Origin of the sequence: Arcobacter sp. s6, assembly GCF_040884245.1 — a bacterium.
Lineage (GTDB): Bacteria > Campylobacterota > Campylobacteria > Campylobacterales > Arcobacteraceae > Aliarcobacter.
Genome location: NZ_JBEVTN010000020.1, coordinates 62,802 through 82,084 on the forward strand (window position 1 = coordinate 62,802; position 19,283 = coordinate 82,084).

The window sequence follows — 19,283 nt, forward strand, 5'->3', positions numbered from 1 at the left end:
TATGAAAGTAGTAGCATTTTTACCAGCAAAAGGTACAAGTAGTCGTATTGAAAATAAAAATATAAAACTTTTAGATGGAAAGCCCCTTTTTTTGAATACTTTAGAGAAATTGGCTTCGTGTAATTTTATAGATGAAGTTTATTTAGACAGTGAATCTGAAGAAATATTTTCACTTGCAGAAAATATAAAATGTAATTTTTTAAAAAGAGATGAATCTTTAGCGACAAATGCAACAGATGGGCATAGCCTTTTTTATAATGAGGCTAAACAAGTTGAAGCGGATATCTATATACAGATTTTAGGTACTAGTCCTTTTATAAAAAAAGAAACCATTAAAAAGGGTATAGAAATACTAAAAACTCAAAGTGAATATGATTCCGTAATATTGGTAAAAAAAGAAAAATTATATACTTGGGATCAGACAAGACCAAACTATGATATAGAACATATACCAAATAGTATTGATTTACCAGATACAATTATTGAAACTATGGGATTATATATTACTAGAAAAAATGTAGCTCTTGAAATGAAAAGAAGAATTGGGAAAAAACCATATCTTTTGGAAGCTAGTACTATTGAAGCTGTTGATGTTAATTATCCAGATGAGTTTGAATTTGCTAATTTTATAGCGGCAGGTATTAGGGAAAAAGAAAGACAACTTTTAAAAAATTTATCATTCAAACTTACAAGTTCTATGTTATCAGATATTATGGATGATTTAGGTTGTAATACTACAATAACTTCTTTATCTTTAAATTTAAGACATAAGAAAATGTTAGGAAGAGCTAAAACTCTAAAAATTCGTTCTTTATTAGATGGAGAAAGCTATACTGGGATTTATGATGCTTTAAAATCATATGATACTATAGTGCCAAATGATATTATAATAGTTGAAAATGAGTGTAGTGATCATGCTTATTTTGGGGAAATGAATGCAAATTTAGCTATTCGTTCAGGTGCTATAGGAGCAATTATTGGAGGAAAAACGCGAGATACGAAAGAAGTTGCTGATTTAGATTTTCCAGTCTTTTCTACAGGCGCAAAATGTAAAGATGTTAGAAAAAGAGCAACCTTAGAAAGTATAAATAAAAAAATTGTTATTGATAATGTAGAAATATATCCAAATGATTTAATCTTTGCAGATAATGATGGAATTGTTATAATTCCAAAAAAATACGAAGAAGAAGTTATTAATAGAGCTTTTGAAACTATAAAAAAAGAAAAAGATATTTTATCAGATATTGTTAACGGTTTATCTGTAAATCAAATTATAAATGATAATGGTGAATTTTAATGTTTAATTGGTTCGATAATGAATAGTCTAAAATATCAGAATCGTAATTTGGGATTAGATTTATTAAGAAGTATAGCTATATTAATGGTACTAGTTTCTCATGGAAGAATTTTTTTACCAGAATTTGCATATAGAGATGATCTAGGTGTATTTGGATTTTTAGGAGTTGAGTTATTTTTTGTTTTATCAGGATTTTTGCTAGGTAGTATATTATTTAAAGAATTTGCTTTAAAAGAATATACATTTAAGACATTGAAGCAATTTTGGATTAGAAGATGGTTTAGAACGTTACCTTTATATTTTATTTTTTTATTTCTTAATATTTTTGTATTACAATATTTTTTTGGAGAAAAAAATTGGAATTGGAGTTACTTCTTATTTTCACAAAATTTATTTTCTTCTCATCCTAGTATGATGCCTGAAGCATGGAGCTTATCAGTGGAAGAGTGGTTCTATATATCATTTCCATTGATTCTTTTTGGACTATTATCATTATTTAAAAACAAGAATCAAGGATTTCTTATTTTAACTATATGTTATGTATTGATTTTTACTATTTTTAGAAATTATTTTGCCTTTGATCAAAATCTTGATTGGGATGTAAATGTAAGAAAAATAGTTACATTGAGACTTGATTCAATAGGATATGGAGTGTTAATAGCTTATTTTGTGTTAAACCATAAAAAAATTGTAGTTAAATATAATAATAAATTTTTTATCATTGGAGTGGTAGTAATATTAAGTGCAATTTTTTTATTTTTTTATTTTAAGGGAACTACATTAAATAATTTCTTTATGAAATCATATTTATTTTCAATAGTATCTTTAGGATTTGCTTTGATAATTTTCAAAACTACAAATTTACAAATTCCTAATAATTTTATTAGAAGTATAATAACTAAAATGTCACTTTATTCATATTCTGCTTATCTTGTACATTTATCTATTATTATTCCTTTTTTTAAATTTACACAGAATGTGCCCATTTTAACTTTTATCATATATATATTGAGTGTTTTTTTCATATCCTCTTATATATATATATATTGAAAAACCAATTATGAATTTGAGAGAAAAATTTAAATGAAAATACTTTTTTATGTAGAGCCATTAATTGAACAAGATAAACCATATTGGAAAGATGGATGGATTAATGTATTTTGTAAAAAAATTATAAATACGCTTAATCAAAATGATAATACTTATAATTTTCTTATTATGACAAATGAAGCTTTAGTTAAAAAAGTAAATTTTGATATACAAATAGTTCAATTAACTCAAAAAGAGCTTTTAAGTCCATTTGATACAACTAATTATTTAGATGTAACAACTGCATGGCATTTAGAAACTTATTCAAGTTATCAATTAGAAGATTATAAAACATTGATGTTAGAAAAATTGAATGGATTTATTCCTGATATTATAATCACTTTTTCACCTGTACCATTTTTTAAATATATGTTTAAAAGTACTTTGATTTTACATCATGAATATAGTATTTTTTCTAGATTACCTTATCCTCAATCTTGGTTTTTAGATCCAATAGGAATGCATAGTAATTCGTTTTTAAATAAATTTCAAGATGAAATAAAAGTAATCAACCTTTCAGAAAATCAAATGAAGTTGATAAATAATTTCAAACAATCTTGTCAAAATATTTTATTTCAAAAAAGTCCATTTAAGAATATATTCGATGAAAAAAGAAAGCAATTTGACTATTTAATATTACTTCCTTTACAATTTTCAAGATATTTTGCTTTTGATGATTTAGTGCGATTCAAAAGCCAATATGAATATTGTGTATACATTTTAGATAATGTGCCATCAAATATTGGAGTTGTAGTAAATTCACATCCTTTACATCCTATACTATCACTTGAATCTGTAGAGTTTTTAAAAATAAAATATTCAAATTTTATATATGAAGATGATTTTAATACTATAGAAGCATCAGGGCAATTTATTTTACCTTTTGTAGATGCTGTTATAACAGTATCTTCATCGGTAGGATTACAGACATTGTTATTTGATAAAAAACTTATTACTTTGAGTGATAAAACATTTTCATTTATAGCTGATGCTACAAATATTGATAATATTGAAAAAGTTCTTGAGTCCGAGAATATTGATAAAAATTCATTTTTATACTTTATACTAACTCGATATGCAATAACTGAAAAATATTTATATAATTCTAAATGGATAGATAGTTTTTTAGTGAAATCACTGAATAAATTCAAAGAACAAAATATTTCAATTGATTTTTATGATGCTATTGATAGTGATGAAAATATATTTAAAACTTTATCTCAGACTATAAAACATAATTCAAAATTTGTGCCTCAAATTGTAAATAAAAGGTTCCTTCAACTTTTTATAGAAGATGAAAATGGAATATCAGAAGAAAGTTCTATAAAATACCCAGTTGTACAAAACAATGAAATACAAAGATTTGAATTTAATTTAAAAAATAGAGATAATATAATATCGTTACGATTAGATCCTTTTAATGATAGTTGTGTTGTTGAAATTGAAAAACTTTATATTGTATTAAAAGATGGAGATGAAGTTGATTTAATAGCATATCAATTTTCAAATACTTGTTCTAGACATGGGAAGATTTATTTTTTTGAGAATTTTGATCCTCAAATTTATTTTGAGAGTCTAGATTTCAAAACTTTAAATAATATTGAGAAATTATATTTTGAAGTAAAATATAGTCATGTAGGAAAAGATGCTTTACATGTATGTGTAAAGCAGATTGTAGCTGATAAAGATTATAAAATATCAATTATTGAAAAAGAGAATAAAGAACTTAAAGAGTGTTTAAGTCCTTTTGAAAATAAAGCTTTAACTTTTCAAAATGGATTAATAACAGTATATACTTCTAGAAGCTGGAAAATAACTCAAACATTTAGAAATATAATTAGAAAATTTAAAAAAAGGTAAAGATTTATGATTAGAAATGAATATAAGATTCTAAAAGAATCAAGATATTGTCTCTTGATACATAAAATAAGAGAATATTTTATTAAAATAATTAAAAATTTAGGAAATAGAATTTGAATCAATACAATTATCAACAGGAAATGTTACAAAATAGACATCCAGAATATTATAAAGATTTAATTGAGCGTAAACCGTATGAATTTCAATCTGGTGACACAAAACCTATAGCATTTTATTTACCTCAATTCTATAGTTTTCCTGAAAATGATGAATGGTGGGGAAAAGGTTTTACGGAATGGACTAATGTAACTAAAGCAATGCCACAATTTGAAGGTCATTATCAACCTCATTTAGCTGGAGAATTAGGTTATTATAATTTGATGACTGATGGTATAATGGAACGTCAAATTGAACTTTCAAAAATGTATGGTATTTATGGATTTTGTTTTCATTTTTATATGTTTGATAATCGTAAACGATTATTAGAAAAACCACTAAATAAGTTTTTAGACAATCCAGACTTAGATATGCCTTTTTGCCTATGTTTTGCTAATGAAAATTGGACTCGCAGATGGGATGGGCTGGAAAATGATGTTTTGATGGCACAAACTTATAGCAATACATTTGAAATTGATTTAGCTGAAGAAATGTTAGTTTATTTACAAGATAAGAGATATATCAAAATAGATGGGAAACCATTAGTAATCATATATCGGATAGATATTTTGCCGAGCCCTACTGAATTCTCTAATAGGTTTCGTGGAGAATGTCATAAACTTGGAATTGGAGAAATTTATCTATGCTCTGTACTATCTTTTGGCATAGGAAATGCTATTAATTATGGATTTGATGATAATATTGAATTTCCACTACATGGTATTAATAATTTATCTGTAACAGAAAAAGTTAATATTTTTGATGAAAATTTCAATGGAAAAGTTTTTAGTTATCCTAATGTTGTAAAAAGTGAATTAAACAAAGATATTGATTTTCCTAGATTTCGTGGGATTATGCCAAGTTGGGATAATGAAGCACGAAAACCAAATGAAGGACATATTATTCATGGTTCAACGCCTGAATTATACAAAATATGGCTCCAAAATCTTTGCTACAAAACAATAAATGAGCGTCCAGAATCAAAACGTTTTGTATTTATTAATGCATGGAATGAATGGGCAGAAGGGTCGCATTTAGAACCTGACCGTCGATATGGTTATGCTTATTTGGAGGCAACATATCAAGCAGTTACAAATCAAAAAAATGAAGTAAATACATATGCTTTTGATTTTGAGAATCTAGATTCTCAAGAAGTTAATAAAATTGATTTTGGTTTGGCTACTAAAAGAATTAAATATTTCATCCAACTTTTCATAGAGAATGAAAATGGTTTTTCAGAAGAAAGTTCTATTAAATTTCCGATTTTAGAAAATAATGAAATACAAAAATTTGAATTTGATTTGAAAAATAATAAAAATATCAAATCTTTAAGATTAGATCCATTAAATGATAGTTGTGTCATAGAAATAGAAAAATTATATTTATTACAAAAAGATGGAAAAGAAATAGATTTAATTTCTTTAATATCATCAAATGTTTCTTCTATTCAAGATAAAAATTATTTTTTTGAAACTTTTGACCCACAAATATATGTTGAGAATTTAGGTTTAGAAGTTCTAAAATTTAGTGATAAATTATATGTAGAGTTAAAATATAATCATATTTCAAAAGATGCAGTTCACATGTGTGTAAGTCAAATAACAACAGATAAAGATTATAAAATTGCTATTTTAGAAAAAGAGAAAGTTGTACTTCAAGAGTCTTTGTCAAATATGGTAGAAAAAGCTTCAAGTTTAGAAAAAGAGAAAGTTGTACTTCAAGAGTCTTTGTCAAATATGGAAGAAAAAGCTTCAAATCTTGAAAATGAATTAATAGCTATATACATTTCTAAAAGTTGGAAAATAACTCGACCACTTAGAAATATAATTAGAAAAATAAGAAATTTAAAGAAAAGGTAATTTGTATGATAATAAATGAATATAAAATTATAAAAAAGTCAGTTTTATTTGATGAAAAATATTATCTTAAAACTTATGAAGATGTTAGAAGAGCTGATATAGATCCTATTAAACATTATATAGAAAATGGTTGGAAAGAAGGAAGAAATCCGTCAGAAAGATTTGATACAACTTTTTATTTGACAAAGTATCCAGATGTAAAATCTTCAGGTATAAACCCTTTAATTCATTTTATAAGATTTGGTAGATATGAAAATAGAAACACACATGGTGAAAATTCTTTAGAGTGTATGACAAAAAAAGATTCAAAAATAAAAAAATTAATTAAAATAACAAAATATATAAAAAAAAATCCATATATTATAAAAAAGTTTATTAATGAAGCAAAAAACTTTGGTTTAAAAAATGCGATAAAAAAAGCAAAAGCAAAATCTGGAATTTCTAATTCAGTAGTAGTTACAAATATTGAAAAACCTAAATGTACATTTGTACATAGTGGAAAACAATATGACATAAAAGTGAGTGTTATCATTCCAACATATAATAGACTAAAACTTTTGCCAAATATAATTGAATGTTGGAAAAAAGTAGATAAAGTCACAAAATATAAATATGAAATTATTTTTTCTGATGATGGATCTGAAGATGGATCTTTAGAATTTTTGGAACAAGTAAATGATTTGCCAATAATAGTTTTAAGAAATGATCATGGCGGAGCCTCAAAAGCAAGAAATAATGCAATCTCACATGCAAAAGGTGAGAAGTTATATATTATTGGAGATGATATTTTTCCTAATCCTCAAATTATAAATCAACATTATGAAAAACTAAAAGAATTACCAATTTGTAAGGCAGTTCTTGGTGAAGTAATTTGGCATAGAGATTTAAAAGTAAATACTTTAATGAAACATATTACAGAATTAGGATGTGAACAATTTAGTTTTAATGCGTTTCCTTCTCATGGTTATATAGATTTTAGACATTTCTATACTTGTAATATAAGTATTGACAAAGAATTTCTATTATCTGAAGAAATAATATTTGATGAAACTTTTAATAAATATGGATTTGAAGATATAGAATTAGGATATAGACTTTTCAAAAAAGGTATGGACATTTACTATTTCAATGAGGCTATTGGAGAACATTATCATCCTTATACTAGTGTTAAAAATTTTTGTATTAGACAAGAAAATGCAGGCAACATGGCTTTAGTGTTCAAAAAGTTACATAAAGAAGAAGTTGAATGGGTACTTCAAATAGAACAAATATCAAGAGAATGGTTAAATTATATAAGAGATACTAAAACTTATGAAGATAATAACAATTTAGATAGAATAATTGATATTTGTCAATATTTAGAAGATGAAATGCTTATTAATGAACATAAATTAGAAAAAGATATTTCAAATATTTATAGAACTATATTTAGATTTTATTATGAAAAAGGGGTGATTGAAAATAGTTACTCTTTGGAAAAAGGTTTAATAAATGTAGTTTTTACTAAATATTATTTACCTCAAATTGTTCCTTATATAAAAAATATAGAGAAATATGTAAAAGATGATTTCTTTAATAATCTAGATGAAATATTAATTCAAAATAATCAGTTAATATCTAAATTGATAATAGAAGTTGAAGATTTTAATTCAATAGAAATGGTAAGAGAATATTACAAAGAATATATAAATGAAATTCATATAAGAATAAAATCAGAAGCTATATCTAAAAATAATAATTATATTTATCGACCTAAAAATGGTTTTTTACTAAATCCGATTAATTTAAAACAATTAATATTGTTCATAGAAAACAATCCTTATATAGATGTACTTTTATTATCTTTTGGTTTAGTTGATTTTCCTAATCTAGGTTTTACAGAGACATTAGAAAATCATATAATTTTAAAAGATGAATTCAAATTAAAAGATGATTTTACAAAGCTTAATGGTAAAGTTATTAGATTAATAGGTGAAAACAATATAAAATCAATCAAAATAAATAGTATTATTAATTGTAAAATTGATGAATATGGATATTGGAATAAAAGAGGTAAAGAATGTATAGAAAACAATTTCACTAAATTAAAGTATATTAATAAAAACAAAGATAAAAAGTTAGTTTTTGTTTTTCCAATATTTTTAGCTGTTGGTGGAGTAGAAAGAAATACTGTTGAAATAATCAATTCGTTGAAGGATAAATATGATTTTGTAGTAATTAATTTTGAAAGATTGAATGAATCATTAGGAAGCTTACATCATCAATTTATATTAGATTGTATTGCAATTTATGATTTAACTGAACTTTCTACTCATGATGGGATATTAAATTATCTAAAAATATTAAATAATTATTATAACCCTGAATTAGTATGGATTTGTAATGGTTCTCCTTGGTTAGAATATAATCTTTTAAATATAAGAAATATTTTTATAAATTCGGGAATTATTGATCAGCAAGTATATGATACAAAAGAAGGTTGGGTAAGATTATATAAAGACAGAAATCCAGAATTATTGAGTTTTGATAAATTTATTGCAGTTAATTCAAAAATTCATGATCTTTTTATTAATGAATCAGGAATAGATACTTCTAAAGTAAAGTTAATATATTCAGTAATGTCAGATAAAAAAAGAGTTGAAGCACTAAGTTTAGATAAGAGTAGTATTTATGAAAAATATAATTTAGATGTAGAGCAGAAATATATAGTTTCAATTGGCAGAATGACTTCTCAAAAAGCACCATTAGATTTAATTAAGTTAATAAAAAAAGTAGTAGATAACTTTAATTATGAATACAAATTTCTAATTGTTGGAAGTGGAGAGTTGTCTCAAAAAGTTGATGAAATGATAAACCATTATAACTTGAATAATTTTATTATTAGAATGGATTATGTTGATAATACATATGAGTTAGATTTAATTTCAGAAGCTATAATTTTTACTTCTTTATTTGAGGGATTATCTATTGCACTTTTAGAAGCTTTATCTGTTGGGACACCAGCAATATCAACAGATGTTGGTGATACAAAATTATTATTAGAAAGATATCAAAATGGTATTATTTTTGATAATATTGGAGATATTGGTGGGTATTATTCTATTTTTTGTGATTTTATTAAGAATTATAAATTATATAAAAAGAAAGCAATAGAAAATAAAGAAATTATTTTAGAAAAATTCTCCAAACCAACAATTTCTCAAAATTATATTGAATTATTTGAAAATACTATTTTAGAAAAGAACAGAACATTATGATTATTGGGAGAGGAATGCTTGCAAAATCAATGGAAAGAATTAATAATGATCATGAAAAATATATCTTCTTTTGTAGTGGGGTATCTAATTCTAAAGAAGTGGATGAGAGCGAATATAAAAGAGAAAAAGATTTATTAATGAAATATCTTTCTAAAGATAAGTGTTTGATTTATTTTAGCAGTTATTTTGTAGGATTTGACAAATATTTAGAAGAAAAATATTATAAACATAAACAAGAAATGGAATTGTTGATCTCGAGTAATTTTAAGTATTATAAAATATTTAGGTTGGCTCAAGTTGTTGGAAATTCAAAAAATAATTTTACTTTAACTAATTTTTTATATAACTCAATTTTAAGTGGGTCTCAAATAAACATATACGAGAATGTGAAAAGAAACTTAATAGATATAGATGATATTGTATCTGTATTAGAATATATAAATAAACATAATTTGTTTTTAAATAAAACAACGAATTTAATTTCTACAAAAAGTTTTGAAATTGAAAAAATTGTTGAAACATTTGAATTAGTATTAAATAGAAAAGCAATAAAGAATGTTCAGGAAAATAAAGAAAAGGATTTTAATATAATTATTTCTGAAGAAATTCTAAATCTGTATAGTCTTTTAGGAATTAAATTTGATGAAGTATATTTAGAAAAATTGATAAAGAAATATTATAAAAGGAGTAATCTTGATAACTGTAGTCATACCAAGTTATAATCATGAAAAATATATTGGAAAGTGTATTGATAGTGTAATTAATCAAACATATAAAAATTGGGAATTAATAATTATAGATGATGGTTCGAAAGATAGTTCAAATTCTATCATTGAATCATATACTGATAATAGAATTATTCATATACGACAGGAAAATGCGGGTGCACATAATGCAATAAATAGAGGTCTTCGTTTAGCAAAGGGTGAGTATTTAACTATTTTAAATTCTGATGATGAATTTAGCGAAGATAGATTTCAAAAATGTATTGAAATATTCGAACAGAAATTAGATATAGATTTTATTTCAACATGGATAAATATTGTAGATGATAAAAGTAAAATTTTAGGAATTAAAGAAGCGTGGAAAAATATGCATCCTTGGGAAGTTCCCAATCCTAAATTAACTTTTTTAAATACTAATAATTACGCATTAAATGCTTTAATGACAAATTTTGTTTCAACTACAAGTAATATGATATTTAGAAAAAAAGTTTATGATGAAATAGGTGGAATGAGAAATCTAAGATTTGCCCATGATTGGGATTTCTTGTTAAGAGTGTGCGAAAAATATAATTGTTTAAATTTAGAAATTCCTTTAATGAATTATAGAATTCATGGTACAAATACTATTTCATCAAATAGAAAATGGATGTTATTTGAAATTTGTTGGATAATCGCTGCAAATATTGATAGGTTATCAAAAAAATTATTAACAAGTTTTTCTCATGAAAGCTTAGTTAATAATAGTATTGATTTGCTCGAATCAATAAATTTTCAAGGAAATGATCATGTATTTTGGCTTTTGTATTTTCAAATACAAACTATGAAAAATACTGGTTTACTGAATCCAGAAGAAATTTATTTAGAAGATGTAAGTTTAAGAAATGAAATTATTAAATATGTTAAGGATTAGAATGATTAATATATTTCAATTACTTCGCCCACACCAGTACATAAAGAATTTGATTACATTTATGCTTATGGAGATAGTTCTGGTGATAAAGAGATGTTGCAATTGGCTAATGAAAAATATTATAAACCCTTTAGAGATTAATCTGTGAGTAAAATTGTTATATTACTCTCAACTTATAATGGTAAAAAATATATTAAAAGATTTTGTTTCAATAAAAGAAAAATCATTTTTAGAGAAAAGAAAGATATTACTTAAACATGATATCTTAAAACAAGGGATGATTAGAAATATGGGATTACTATTAAAAATATGAATAAAAAAGTTCTATGTATTATACCTACTCTTAATGCAGAGTATGAAATTGAGATTTTGATAAAAAGATTGCTTTCACAAAAAGATGTGTTATTAGATATTTTGATTATAGATTCTTCATCTACTGATAATACGGTTTTGATTTTAGATAGATTGAATATAAATCATATAATCATAGATAAAAGAGATTTCAACCATGCAAATACTAGAAATATAGCATTAGATTATAAAGCAGATTTTTATATGTTTATGACTCAAGATGCTATTCCTTATGATGACTATCTTGTGAAAAATCTTATTTCATCTTTTCAAAATGATATTGTTGTTTCATATGCAAGGCAAATTCCTAAAAAAGACGCAGATTTGATTGAAACTTATGCTAGAGGTAAAAACTATCCAGAAGATTCATCTATCAAAAGTAAAAATGATTTGAAGACCTTGGGTATCAAAACTTTCTTTTCTTCAGATAGTTGTGCCATGTATGAAGCAAATTATTTCAAAGAGGTAAAAGGCTTCACTTTAAATCTAAATACAAATGAAGATATGGAATTTGCAGCACGAGCTATCTTAAATGATAAAAAAATATATTATAATGCAGATGCGAGAGTTTATCACTCTCATAATTTTACTTTTTTAGATATCTGGAAAAGATACAAGACCATAGGTGTTTTTTTTAAAAATAACAAATGGATACTAGATGAAGTAAATAAAAATATAAAAATCACCAATAGCGGTATATCACAAGCTATTGATGAGATAAAATATTTATATAAGATTGATAAAAGAGCTATTTTAAAATCAGTAGTTATCTCTTTTATTAAATTCTTAGCATTTAAAATTGGAAATAAGTTTTAGGATTATTATGTATTATTTGTTGTTTATGTTTGTACTTTTTTTTGTCTCTTTAGTTATAAATCTATTTATAAGTAGTTTTATTTCAAAGTTTTTTTTAGTTGATTTTTTAGATCATGGCTTTTTAAAGTATTTTTTTCAAATTTTTATTTATATGATTTTTTATTACTACTTTAGATTATTGACAAGAAGAATGATCTCTTCAAATCAAGCATATATGATATTAAAAGCAAATTTTATTTCTATGATGGTTATCTTTTCATTGACATTTTTATTAAAAGAATCTGATAATTATTCAAGACTTTCTATTATCTTATTTTTTCTTATAAATACTTTTATACCTATTTATGTATATATATTCAAAAGATATTTTTTACAATTTTCTATATTTAGAGAAAATATTTTGGTGATTTGTGATAATACAGGACAAGAACAAGTTTCTAAATGGTTTGCAAAAGATAACTCTTTTGGATTTGATATAAAAAAAGTGATAAATATCGAAACAAAATCAATTGATGAAATAAAAAAAGAGATCAAATCCTCTTTACTTTCAAATGACTTTCACGCAGCAGTCATAGACTTATCTGAAAAAAAGATAAGAAAAACTTTCTTTTTTGTGGATATTGTTCAAAAGCATATAAGCAGAGTTGTGATTTTACCAAAATTATCAAAAATCCCTATGTTTAATGGTGAGATAATCAACTCTATCAATCACAAAGGTATGGCATTTTTTATCAAAAACAATCTATTAAATCCTGTAGATAAAAGAATAAAAACTATTTTTGATTATATAGTTTCATATTCATCTGTTCTTATTTTATCTCCTTTTTTTATTTTATTATATTGTTTGGTATATATGGATACAAAAGGAAAACCTCTATTTAAACAAAGAAGAATAGGTCAAAATGGAAAAAGTTTCAATATCTATAAATTTAGAACTATGGTTATAAATTCAGATGAAGTTTTACAAGAGTTATTAGATAACAATCCAGAGATTAGAGAAGAATGGGAAAAAGATTTTAAACTAAAAGATGACCCTAGAATTACAAAATTAGGAAATTTTCTTAGAAAAACATCACTAGATGAGTTACCACAACTTATAAATGTTTTGCAAGGAAAGATGTCATTAGTTGGTCCAAGACCAATTATCGATAAAGAAATACCAAAATATGGAGAATATTTTGAATACTTCAAAGCAGTTAAGCCAGGTATCACAGGTTTATGGCAAGTAAGTGGAAGAAATGATATTGACTATGATGAAAGAGTTCAATTAGATGTGTGGTATGTAAGAAATTGGTCTGTTGATATTGATTTTATAATATTGATTAAGACTATTGTTGTTGTGTTATCTAGAAAAGGAAGTTATTAGATTATTTGATTTGAAGTAAACTTTATGAATAAAAAAAAAATTTTGGGGTAAAAATGAATAATAAACCTAGCTATGAAGAGTTAGAAGCAAAGATAAAAGTGTTGGAAAACAAGTCTTTATTAGTTGATTCTTTGAAGCAAGATATAGAGATCAATAATATTTTTTTGAAAAAATTATTTGATACTATTCCAAATCCTATATTTTATAAATCCAAAGATGGGGTTTATGAACAGTGTAATAATGCTTTTTCAAAAACAATATTAGGTGTTCCAAAAGAAAAGATTATTGGTAAAACACTTTATGATTTAAAAGAGTATATTCCTAAAAAATATGCAGATATTTATTATAAAAAAGATGCAGAGCTTTTTTCAAATCCCAAAGAACAGTTCTATGAAGGTGCTGTAAAATGTGCAGATGGAGTAACACGGGATTATCATTTTTATAAATCTCCTTTTATTATTGAAGGTGAGGTTTTGGGTTTAGTTGGGGTTATGTTAGATGTTAGCAATTATAAAAATACACTACTAGAACTAAAAAATAAAAATCAAATACTAAGTGATCTAAGTATAACTGATCATTTAACAGGTTTGTACAACAGAAGATATTTTCAAGAGATATTTGAAAAAAAATTAAGTTTACTAAATAGATATAATTATCAGTTTTCATTTGCACTTTTAGATATAGACTTTTTCAAAGATTACAATGATTTTTATGGACATCATGAAGGGGATATCGCTTTACAAGAAATTTCAAACATTTTAAAAAATACTTTAAATAGACCAAATGATTATGTCTTTAGAGTAGGTGGAGAAGAGTTTGCTATTTTATTTGAAGTAGGTATTTTAGATAGCGCTCATTGTGTAATAGAAGAGTTAAGAAAAAAAGTTGAAGATTTGAAAATCATAGCTTGCAATAATAGCGTTTGTCACTATATGACAATATCTGTTGGTTTAGGAAATATCTTAAAAGTAGCACCTAATACAAATAGTGAGGTGATTTACGATGAAGTTGATAAACTTTTATACAGATCAAAAGAAAGTGGTAGAAATAAAATCACTGTAAAAGATATTATAATTTAATTACATAATGAGATAAAAGTCTTTAAAAGTTTGATGTAGTATAATATTTCATAAAAAACTTTAAATATGAGGTATCTAAAAGTGAGATTATCAAATAAATATATTGAAGTAATAAAAAAGTATTTTAATGAGTTTTTTAAAGATGGTGAGATATATCTTTTTGGTAGTCGCGTTGATGATAATAAAAAAGGTGGAGATATAGATTTATATATAGTTTTAGATGAGCATAAAAACCTTTTTGAGAAAAAGATAAAATTTCTTTCAAGAGTGAAGAAAGAACTTGGCGAACAAAAGATAGATATAGTATTTAATACAGATAATAATAGACTTATTGAAAAGGAAGCTTTAAGATGGGGAATAAAACTTTAGTCTATAAGCAAAAAGTTCAAGATAATTTGAATGAAGGGTATAAACACTTTTTAAGACTTGAAAATGCTTTTATTGCATTACAAAAACAGTATCAATTTCCTATAAATATGGATAATTTTAAAACTATAGTTGATAGTATTGAATATCTAGCTTATAGTGATCAAATAATTTATAGATTTTCAAAACTTCAAGATTGTATGGGTGCAAAACTTTTTAAATCAGTTCTTCTTTATGAAGGTGAAAATGTAAATAAACCTTTTTTAGATATTCTTAATCAACTTGAAATTATAGACATAATAAATGTAGATGAATGGTTTGAAATAAGAGATCTTAGAAATGAAATAGCACATGATTATGAAGATAATGATGAAATAGCAATAAATATTTTAAATAATATATATAAATTGAAAATAGATTTAAAAGAAACTTTAGATGCAATTGCAAACTTAGTTAAATAACTTAACTAAGGATATTATAATTTAATTACATAATATCCTTCAAATTCTACGCAGATTTCATTCTCTTCTATAATAGTTGATTTTATTTTTATTGAAGCGCTTTTTTTACTTTCTAACTTTTCTTTTAATCTTTGAATTTCTTCTTTTGATGGTTTTTGTGTATAACAAAAGATATCTTTTGTAACGGGTTTTTTATAAGAGTTTTCATTTTTTATTACTACTATATTTTTACTATCAACTCCAAGCTCTTTTGATATCAACCAACATAAACTCCAAGATGAAATGATAGTCATAGTACTTAAACTTCCTCCAAATGCAGTTCCCTTATCATTTATATTGATACTTAAAGGTGCTGTTGTTATAAGCTCTTTTTCATTATATTCTTTGATTTTTATATTCATAAGTTTTGTAAGAGGGATTTCATTATGTAACTTTTTTTGAAGTTCTTCAGTTAGCATTTTATTCCTTTTGATTTTTTATTGATATGAAATTAGACAATAATATAACTTTTTTTAATATTAATTATAGACTAATAATAGATTAAAGAGTCGAAGGTATTGATGATTTATATGAAATATTAATTATCATTATGGAAGTATTGGATATTTTAAATAAATTATCTTATGTACAATAATTGTACAATAATAAAATTATATAAAAGCCTAAAAAAAGAGTAAAAAGTATATTTTTGTTTTTAATTTAGCTTAATGAGCCATTATTGTGTAACTTTTATTTACATAAATAAAAACTTGTACAATTCTTTACAAATCTTGTACATACTAATTTTTTTCTTTGTGATATAATAAACCAAACTTTCTAAAATTAAAGAGGAGATAATATATGAGTTTATTAACAGATTATAAAGCACATTCACAAGAAAGACAAAATGAAGGTGGTTTACCTGCATTACCTTTAACTGCTGAACAAACTGCTGCATTAGTAGAATTATTAAAAGCTAACCCAGTTGTTGAGGCTGAGTATTGTTTAGATTTATTCAAAAATAAAATTAATCCAGGTGTTGATGATGCTGCTTATGTTAAAGCTGCATTTTTAAATGATATCGTACAAGGAAATGTATCATGTTCAGTAATTTCAAAAGTTGAAGCTATTGAAATTTTAGGAACAATGATGGGTGGATTTAACGTATCTCCATTAGTTGAAGCATTAAAAATCGATGAAGTAGCTGATGCTGCTGCAAAAGAATTAAAAAATACTATTTTAGTTTATAACTCATTTAATGATGTAAAAGAGTTAATGGATGCTGGAAATGCAAAAGCTAAGGAAATTATTGAATCATGGGCAGCTGCTGAATGGTTTACTAATAAACCAGCTTTAGATGAAGAAATGACTCTTACTGTATATAAAATTCCTGGTGAAACAAATACAGATGATTTATCTCCTGCAACTGTTGCATTTACAAGATCTGATATCCCATTACACGCAACTGCAATGTTACAATCAAGAATGGAAAAACCATTAGAAACAATGGCTTCTTTAAAAGAAAAAGGTCACCCTTTAGCATACGTTGGTGATGTTGTTGGAACTGGATCTTCAAGAAAATCAGGAATCAACTCAGTTCAATGGCATATGGGTAGAGATATTCCAGGTGTTCCAAATAAAAGAACAGGTGGAGTTGTAATTGGTTCTATCATTGCTCCTATTTTCTTCAATACAGCAGAAGATTCAGGTTGTTTACCAATTGAAGCTTCAGTTGATGCTTTAGAAACAGGTGATGTGATTACTATTAAACCATATGCTGGACAAATCTTAAAAGATGGTGCTGTTGTTTCTGAATTCAAATTAGCTCCAAATACTTTAACAGATGAAATGAGAGCAGGTGGAAGAATTCCATTAATTATTGGAAAAGGTTTAACTGCAAAAGCTAGAGCTGCTTTAGGTTTAGGTGCTTCTGATATGTTTGTTGCTCCATCTCAACCAAAAGATAATGGAAAAGGGTTTACTCAAGCTCAAAAAATGGTTGGTGTTGCTTGTGGAATCGCTGGTGTTAAACCAGGTATGTATGTTGAGCCAATTTGTACAACTGTTGGATCACAAGATACAACTGGACCAATGACAAGAGATGAGATTAAAGAACTTGCTGCACTTTCTTTTGGTGCTGATATGGTTATGCAATCATTCTGTCATACAGCTGCTTACCCAAAACCAGCTGATATTAAATTAAGACATACTTTACCTGATTTCATCAACTCAAGAGGTGGAGTTACATTAAGACCAGGTGATGGTGTTATTCACTCATGGTTAAATAGATTATGTTTACCAGATACTGTTGGTACTGGTGGAGATTCTCATACAAGATTCCCAATTGGTATTTCATTCCCAGCTGGATCAGGTCTTATTGCATTCGCAGGTGTTACAGGTATGATGCCTTTAACTATGCCAGAATCAGTATTAGTAAGATTCAAAGGTGAAATGCAACCAGGAATTACTTTAAGAGATTTAGTTAATGCTATTCCTTACCAAGCTATTCAAGATGGTTTATTAACTGTTGAGAAAAAAGGTAAGAAAAACGTATTTGCTGGAACAATTATTGAAATTCAAGGTTTACCAGACTTAAAAGTTGAGCAAGCATTTGAATTATCAGATTCAGCAGCAGAGAGATCAGCAGCAGCTTGTTCAGTTCAATTAGACAAAGAGCCAATTATTGAATACTTATCATCAAACATTGCTTTAATTGAAAAAATGATTGAAGAAGGTTATGAAGACGCTAAAACTCTTCAAAGAAGAGCTGATAAAATGAAAGAATGGATTGCAAATCCAGAGTTATTAACTCCAGATGCAGATGCTGAATATAAAGCGATTATTGAAATTGATTTAAATACAATTACAGAGCCAATTTTAGCTTGTCCAAACGATCCAGATGATGTTGATACATTAACAAACATCAACAATGATCCAAAAAGACTTAAAAAAATCGACGAAGTATTCGTAGGTTCTTGTATGACTAATATTGGATTATTTAGAGCTTTAGGTGAAGTACTAAAAGGTGAAGGTGAAGTTCCTTCAAAACTATGGGTTGCACCTCCAACAAAAATGGATAAAGAGCAATTAACAGAAGAAGGTTACTACTCAATCTTTGCAGCTGCGGGTGCTAGACTTGAAATTCCTGGATGTTCTTTATGTATGGGTAACCAAGCTCAAGTATCTGAAGGTGCTGCTGTATTCTCAACATCTACAAGAAACTTTGATAATAGACTAGGAAAAGGTTCTCAAGTTTATTTAGGTTCTGCTGAAGTTGCTGCTGTTACTGCACTTTTAGGAAGATTACCATCTGTTGAAGAATATATGGAAATTGTACCTAAGAAAATTACAGAGAAAAACAGAGAGGGTGTTTATAAATACTTAAACTTCCATCAAGTTACTCCAACTCAATTAAGAAACTTAGTTCACTCATAAGAACTAAGTAATATCAAGTTGGTTTTCCAACTTGATATTTTAAACAAAAGCTTTAAACAAAAGTTTTTTCAATGTCCTTCCAACCATGAGATAAATGATCTCTTAAAGCTCTCTCAGCCTCATCAGGATCCCTATTTAATATTGCTTCAAATATCTTCTTATGTGCTTGATAATTTAATTCATTTCTTTGAGATTTTATTGCCATCTTTTTCCAATGACTTGACAACCAACTTACAAAAGCTTTTTGCAAGCTTGGCAATATTGGGTTATTTGGTAT

General features: G+C 25.7%; 15 protein-coding genes. 13 read left to right on the plus strand and 2 right to left on the minus strand.

Annotation, left to right across the window (positions count from 1 at the left end; translation table 11 throughout):
• The first annotated feature begins 1 nt into the window (after position 1).
• The 12 genes from ABVS04_RS12990 to ABVS04_RS13045 all read left to right on the plus strand — a co-directional run bounded on the left by ABVS04_RS12990 (position 2) and on the right by ABVS04_RS13045 (position 15,592).
• Positions 2-1,297 carry a hypothetical protein gene (locus ABVS04_RS12990; RefSeq protein WP_368031181.1) on the plus strand — a complete coding sequence of 432 codons (1,296 nt, stop codon included), beginning with the start codon at positions 2-4 and terminating at the stop codon, positions 1,295-1,297.
• An 18-nt stretch (positions 1,298-1,315) separates the two neighbouring features.
• A complete protein-coding gene (locus ABVS04_RS12995) occupies positions 1,316-2,347 on the plus strand; it encodes an acyltransferase family protein (protein ID WP_368031182.1) in 1,032 nt (343 codons plus the stop codon).
• Positions 2,348-2,380: 33 nt separating this feature from the next.
• The gene (locus ABVS04_RS13000) at positions 2,381-4,246 is read left to right on the plus strand and encodes a hypothetical protein (RefSeq protein ID WP_368031183.1); all 1,866 of its coding nucleotides are present in this window, start codon (positions 2,381-2,383) and stop codon (positions 4,244-4,246) included.
• Between the two features lie 113 nt (positions 4,247-4,359).
• Positions 4,360-6,261 carry a glycoside hydrolase family 99-like domain-containing protein gene (locus ABVS04_RS13005; RefSeq protein ID WP_368031184.1) on the plus strand — a complete coding sequence of 634 codons (1,902 nt, stop codon included), beginning with the start codon at positions 4,360-4,362 and terminating at the stop codon, positions 6,259-6,261.
• Positions 6,262-6,266: 5 nt separating this feature from the next.
• Positions 6,267-9,518 carry a glycosyltransferase gene (locus ABVS04_RS13010; protein WP_368031185.1) on the plus strand — a complete coding sequence of 1,084 codons (3,252 nt, stop codon included), beginning with the start codon at positions 6,267-6,269 and terminating at the stop codon, positions 9,516-9,518.
• Positions 9,515-10,240, plus strand: coding sequence for a hypothetical protein (locus tag ABVS04_RS13015; RefSeq protein WP_368031186.1), 726 nt, complete (start codon positions 9,515-9,517; stop codon positions 10,238-10,240). Before ABVS04_RS13010 ends, ABVS04_RS13015 begins: the two co-directional genes overlap by 4 nt.
• Positions 10,212-11,153, plus strand: a complete 942-nt coding sequence (locus tag ABVS04_RS13020; RefSeq protein ID WP_368031187.1) for a glycosyltransferase — start codon at positions 10,212-10,214, stop codon at positions 11,151-11,153. Before ABVS04_RS13015 ends, ABVS04_RS13020 begins: the two co-directional genes overlap by 29 nt.
• A gap of 309 nt (positions 11,154-11,462) precedes the next feature.
• The gene (locus tag ABVS04_RS13025; protein WP_368031188.1) at positions 11,463-12,320 is read left to right on the plus strand and encodes a glycosyltransferase; all 858 of its coding nucleotides are present in this window, start codon (positions 11,463-11,465) and stop codon (positions 12,318-12,320) included.
• Between the two features lie 7 nt (positions 12,321-12,327).
• Positions 12,328-13,686, plus strand: a complete 1,359-nt coding sequence (gene wbaP / locus ABVS04_RS13030) for an undecaprenyl-phosphate galactose phosphotransferase WbaP (RefSeq protein ID WP_368031189.1) — start codon at positions 12,328-12,330, stop codon at positions 13,684-13,686.
• Between the two features lie 53 nt (positions 13,687-13,739).
• Positions 13,740-14,765, plus strand: coding sequence for a diguanylate cyclase (locus ABVS04_RS13035; RefSeq protein WP_368031190.1), 1,026 nt, complete (start codon positions 13,740-13,742; stop codon positions 14,763-14,765).
• Between the two features lie 81 nt (positions 14,766-14,846).
• A complete protein-coding gene (locus tag ABVS04_RS13040) occupies positions 14,847-15,134 on the plus strand; it encodes a nucleotidyltransferase domain-containing protein (RefSeq protein ID WP_368031191.1) in 288 nt (95 codons plus the stop codon).
• A complete protein-coding gene (locus ABVS04_RS13045; protein WP_368031192.1) occupies positions 15,116-15,592 on the plus strand; it encodes a hypothetical protein in 477 nt (158 codons plus the stop codon). Before ABVS04_RS13040 ends, ABVS04_RS13045 begins: the two co-directional genes overlap by 19 nt.
• Before the next feature lie 14 nt (positions 15,593-15,606).
• On the opposite strand, the gene ABVS04_RS13050 is transcribed toward ABVS04_RS13045, so the two are convergent.
• Positions 15,607-16,050 (minus strand): thioesterase domain-containing protein, encoded by a 444-nt coding sequence (locus ABVS04_RS13050; RefSeq protein ID WP_368031193.1) that lies wholly within the window; start codon positions 16,048-16,050, stop codon positions 15,607-15,609.
• Between the two features lie 382 nt (positions 16,051-16,432).
• Here ABVS04_RS13050 and ABVS04_RS13055 point away from each other — a divergent pair, with 382 nt between their 5' ends.
• A complete protein-coding gene (locus ABVS04_RS13055) occupies positions 16,433-19,006 on the plus strand; it encodes a bifunctional aconitate hydratase 2/2-methylisocitrate dehydratase (protein ID WP_368031194.1) in 2,574 nt (857 codons plus the stop codon).
• 52 nt (positions 19,007-19,058) lie between these two features.
• On the opposite strand, the gene ABVS04_RS13060 is transcribed toward ABVS04_RS13055, so the two are convergent.
• Positions 19,059-19,283, minus strand: a 225-nt coding sequence (locus ABVS04_RS13060) for an FCD domain-containing protein (RefSeq protein WP_368031195.1), incomplete at its 5' end; no start/stop codon positions are given.

Excerpts from the sequence above, each read along its gene's own strand:
- ABVS04_RS13045 (WP_368031192.1), top strand. The coding sequence starts at position 15,116 with ATGGGGAATAAAACTTTAGTCTATAAGCAAAAAGTTCAAGATAATTTG.
- ABVS04_RS12995 (WP_368031182.1), top strand. The coding sequence starts at position 1,316 with ATGAATAGTCTAAAATATCAGAATCGTAATTTGGGATTAGATTTATTA.
- ABVS04_RS13050 (WP_368031193.1), bottom strand. The coding sequence starts at position 16,050 with ATGCTAACTGAAGAACTTCAAAAAAAGTTACATAATGAAATCCCTCTT.
- wbaP (WP_368031189.1), top strand. The coding sequence starts at position 12,328 with ATGTATTATTTGTTGTTTATGTTTGTACTTTTTTTTGTCTCTTTAGTT.
- ABVS04_RS13055 (WP_368031194.1), top strand. The coding sequence starts at position 16,433 with ATGAGTTTATTAACAGATTATAAAGCACATTCACAAGAAAGACAAAAT.
- ABVS04_RS13025 (WP_368031188.1), top strand. The coding sequence starts at position 11,463 with ATGAATAAAAAAGTTCTATGTATTATACCTACTCTTAATGCAGAGTAT.
- ABVS04_RS13035 (WP_368031190.1), top strand. The coding sequence starts at position 13,740 with ATGAATAATAAACCTAGCTATGAAGAGTTAGAAGCAAAGATAAAAGTG.
- ABVS04_RS12990 (WP_368031181.1), top strand. The coding sequence starts at position 2 with ATGAAAGTAGTAGCATTTTTACCAGCAAAAGGTACAAGTAGTCGTATT.
- ABVS04_RS13010 (WP_368031185.1), top strand. The coding sequence starts at position 6,267 with ATGATAATAAATGAATATAAAATTATAAAAAAGTCAGTTTTATTTGAT.
- ABVS04_RS13015 (WP_368031186.1), top strand. The coding sequence starts at position 9,515 with ATGATTATTGGGAGAGGAATGCTTGCAAAATCAATGGAAAGAATTAAT.
- ABVS04_RS13000 (WP_368031183.1), top strand. The coding sequence starts at position 2,381 with ATGAAAATACTTTTTTATGTAGAGCCATTAATTGAACAAGATAAACCA.